At 62.2% G+C, this 3546-nt stretch carries 5 protein-coding genes; 1 reads left to right on the forward strand and 4 read right to left on the reverse strand.

What is annotated here, in order from left to right; genetic code table 11:
- Positions 1-661: 661 nt before the first annotated feature.
- The 4 genes from AC0L21_RS32505 to AC0L21_RS32520 all read right to left on the reverse strand — a co-directional run bounded on the left by AC0L21_RS32505 (position 662) and on the right by AC0L21_RS32520 (position 2925).
- Positions 662-1339, reverse strand: coding sequence for a hypothetical protein (locus tag AC0L21_RS32505; RefSeq protein ID WP_473265760.1), 678 nt, complete (start codon positions 1337-1339; stop codon positions 662-664).
- A 54-nt stretch (positions 1340-1393) separates the two neighbouring features.
- The gene (greA, locus tag AC0L21_RS32510) at positions 1394-1876 is read right to left on the reverse strand and encodes a transcription elongation factor GreA (protein WP_473265761.1); all 483 of its coding nucleotides are present in this window, start codon (positions 1874-1876) and stop codon (positions 1394-1396) included.
- Positions 1877-1916: 40 nt separating this feature from the next.
- Positions 1917-2429 (reverse strand): hypothetical protein, encoded by a 513-nt coding sequence (locus AC0L21_RS32515; protein WP_473265762.1) that lies wholly within the window; start codon positions 2427-2429, stop codon positions 1917-1919.
- Between the two features lie 157 nt (positions 2430-2586).
- Positions 2587-2925, reverse strand: a complete 339-nt coding sequence (locus tag AC0L21_RS32520; RefSeq protein ID WP_473265763.1) for a hypothetical protein — start codon at positions 2923-2925, stop codon at positions 2587-2589.
- 254 nt (positions 2926-3179) lie between these two features.
- Between AC0L21_RS32520 and AC0L21_RS32525 the strand changes: the two genes are divergently transcribed.
- Positions 3180-3413, forward strand: a complete 234-nt coding sequence (locus AC0L21_RS32525) for a DUF3551 domain-containing protein (protein WP_007596464.1) — start codon at positions 3180-3182, stop codon at positions 3411-3413.
- Positions 3414-3546: the final 133 nt, after the last annotated feature.

Genomic DNA, 3546 nt, shown 5'->3' on the forward strand with positions numbered 1-3546 from the left:
GATCACCGTATCGGTGAGTGTCAGCTGGTTGGCCGGCTCCGTCATGATTCCTTCACTCTCTCTGCGCCCGGTGTGCCCCAGAAGGGCAGTCAGCCCTCGAACAGAACCGGCTCTCAGACCTCCCCTCGTTTTTGTGCCCCAAGGGGAAAATCCACGGCGGGCACAACGGGGGCATACAAAATGTAGCAAGGCCGCTTATGGGCTACTATGGTCGCATGAGGCCATAACTCCCATCGATTAAGGGAGTTTTTACATTCTAACTATGGCCGGATTTGGTTAGCTCGGGTCTACGGATTGTGGTTCACACGGGAGAGGTCCAAGGTTCGATCCCTTGTGCGCCCACCATCCACCTTCCTGAACTCTCCTGATTGCCGACCCATCCTCGACGCCTGGTGGCGTGTCGGGACCGTCTCAATCAAAAATGTCGAAAACAACCCCATGCACAGTAGCCGACCTCAGTCGGATCAAGGGGTTACAATGATACTATTTTTCCGAAATCGGATTTGACTCGTCGGGCAAAACACCGGCATGATGGGATCGTCGCGGTGGCCTGAGCGGAAGTATTGGTCATCGCCTTTGCACCGGCTTTTGTTTTGCGGATGATGTCATGTCGTCATTGCGAGCGGTGCCACTCCGGTTGACGCGCACGCCATCTCCAGCCCTACGCAGCCCGCGCCGGCCGCCAGGCTGCGTAGAGACCGACGAACGTCCCGATGGCGACCAGCGCTGCCGCCAGCAGCAGCTGCAATTCCCCGTCGTCGGTGGTGCCTACGGACGACACGAGTCTGCTCACGACGACGAACAGCACCCCCACGGAGGCTGCTGCGCCCACGCCGAGATAGGCAAGCTCGCGCGTCAGGTTGCGGCCGAGAAGTCCGAGTGCCGTGAAATACATCGCGCAGGCGTTGGGATGAACGAACAGGGCAATGCGCGCGTAAGGACCGTAGGCGTCGAGGAGGGACTCACACCGGTTCAGCGCCGCCTTTGAGGCGACCCGCTGCAACAGCGGTCGGAAAAAACGAGCCTGCCCGTAACTCAGGACGGCGCCCACGATGATGGCCAGCCACGCCACGATAAAGACGGAGACGTCCGCGGGCTTTGGATTGAGTGCCACGGACATCAAGATGAGAGCGGTTCCGGGAAAATAGCCAAAATACGGGAAGACCGACTCCAGCAGCACGCAGACGAAGATGAAGACCGGAAACCACGACGAACCGGTCGCATCCTGGACGATGGCGTTCAAGTCGAAGAGATCAGTCTTGTACAGGACGAGGTATATGCACATGGCCAATCCGGCCAGCGCGTAAAACGGCAATGCTCCCGACAGAAACCGCCTCATCCAGCCATCGCGCCTTGTTGCGCGGACACAGCGGAAACCATCGACAAACGCCCCCTACCCAATCGACAAAATCTCGATCTCCTGCGCACCCGCCCCCACGACATCCCCGACCGCCTTCCCTATCAACGACTTCGCCACCGGCGCCACGAAGGAGATCGTGCCGGCCTTGGGATCGGCTTCGTCCTCGCCGACGATGCGATAGGTTTGCACGCGGCCATCGGCGCGGCTGAAGGTCACCGTGCTGCCGAAGGCGACGATATCGGTCGAGGCCGGAGCGGGAATGACCTGCGCCGTGCGCAGCCGTTCGGCGAGATAGCGGACATCGCGCAAAGGCACCGCCGATTGCCGGCGCTTTTCGTTGACCTCCTGGATGGCCTGCGCGGCTTCATAGTCCTCGCGCGCGTCCTGAAGCTGTCTTTGCAGCGCCTGCAAGCCCGCTTCCGTCACGAGGTTCGGATGCGGCGAGATCGGCCGATCCGGCAACAGCGTCTCAGCGGCGGTTTCCGCGCTCTCTTCTTTGGTAAAGGCAACGCTCAAGTCGAAAATCCTGTCGAACTGTTCGGGCTCACGGCCACGATCATATCTCAAGTACGACGAAACGGCGCAGCTTGAAGACGATGTCCGGCATGGCCTGGCGGAACCGCGTGGCATCCCGGAATGTGGTCGAGAACGGCGCAAAGGTGATCATCGCATTCCAGTGCCTGTAACCGTAGACCGTCACGGAGGCACCGGTCGCCGGAAAATTCTCGAGCTTGCGCAGCTCGCCCAGGACGAGATCGGCGATCGCTTCCGCAGGCAGCAACTGCTTGCCATCAGGCGTCGTGGCGATCTTCACTGCGGGCTCGACCGGATTCGCGGGGGCCAGCGTCGCATCGGGCGCGTTCCCGGAATTGTTTTCGGGCTTGTTCTCGAGCGTGGCCGGCGGCGTATCGGGGGCGGACTGGACAAACTCAAATCCGTTCGTGGGCGCGGTCGGCGGCGGAACCTCGATGAGGGGCGGCGGCGCAACACTTTCTGAGGTGCGCTTGTTGCCTCCCAGGATGCTGCTGATCATGGCCACAAGGCCAGCATCCCTCACGTCGTCACTCATTACTTCCCCCAGGCTCCGGCCTACTCTAGCACCGCTCGCGCGGACCGCCACTGGGATGTATGGCCGGATTCTGTCCGGCCAAGGTCCTATTTCAAGTCCGTCACGCGGTGACACCGGCGGCGCGATGCCCGATCACGCCGCGCCGCCGTGCGATCCGTCACTGCTTGTCGAACGGAATGTATTGCTGGTACTGCTTGGGCACCGAGCTGCGGTAGCGCGCGGGCACCGTGCCACTGTCGACCGAGTGATCGATCTCCTGCTGCCGCGTCATCTTCTTCTTCGCCGGCTTCTTCGACGCACTCTTTTTGGAGTCGGTCGGCTGGCTGGAAGCGTCATTGGTGGCGCCCGGCGCGGTCGTCGTCGCTGCCGGCGCGGCATTTGTCGTCGCAGGCGCCGCGGTTCCGGCGGCGGCTGGTGCGCCCTGCGCCAACGCGAGCGGTGTCTGCATGAGAAGCGCCAGCGCTGCTGTCGCAGCCAGCAAGTATGATTTCTGCATTAGAACCTCCAAAATACCTGATCCGAATAAGGCAAGCGTAGTTCTCCGGGATCGACGCGTGCAAGTCCGTTCACGATAGGCTCGAACCCCATCGTGAACTGTGGCCGAGATCACATTGCCGGCGGCAGGCTGCGTCATGATGTGCCTTGTCGCGAACGCAAGGCATTCTGGCGACACCAACACGGGCATGACTGCGCAACAGACGAGCCAGGCTCGCTGACATTCCCACCCACTCGCTCTCAAAGGAGACCGACATGCGTCGCACCATCCTCACTCTCGCATCGCTCGCGGCCCTGCTCGCCGTAGCATCCCCGGCCGCCCAGGCACATCCTGCGAACGACCGATATTGCATCCAGGGCCGCTCGTGGGGTTACCCCGGCAATTGCCAGTTCGCCAGCTATCAGCAGTGCCTCGCTACCGCCTCCGGCACGTCGTCCTATTGCGGTATCAACCCGCGCTACGCGTTCTCGCAGCAGCGCGACTACTGACGAGTTGGCGGCGTGGGGGGGGGGGGGGGGCCCCCCCCCCCGAAGCGGGGGGGGGGGGGGGCGTTTTTACGGCGCCGCCGGGCCATGTTAAAATTGGAAGACCCCGGGGGGCCGCGCAGAGGAGAAAATTTTT

The sequence above is a fragment of the Bradyrhizobium sp. WSM4873 genome, assembly GCF_055811355.1.

Bases quoted from the DNA above. Each gene is read 5' to 3' on its own strand.
- AC0L21_RS32505 (WP_473265760.1), bottom strand. From the start codon at position 1,339: ATGAGGCGGTTTCTGTCGGGAGCATTGCCGTTTTACGCGCTGGCCGGA.
- AC0L21_RS32515 (WP_473265762.1), bottom strand. From the start codon at position 2,429: ATGAGTGACGACGTGAGGGATGCTGGCCTTGTGGCCATGATCAGCAGC.
- AC0L21_RS32520 (WP_473265763.1), bottom strand. From the start codon at position 2,925: ATGCAGAAATCATACTTGCTGGCTGCGACAGCAGCGCTGGCGCTTCTC.
- AC0L21_RS32525 (WP_007596464.1), top strand. From the start codon at position 3,180: ATGCGTCGCACCATCCTCACTCTCGCATCGCTCGCGGCCCTGCTCGCC.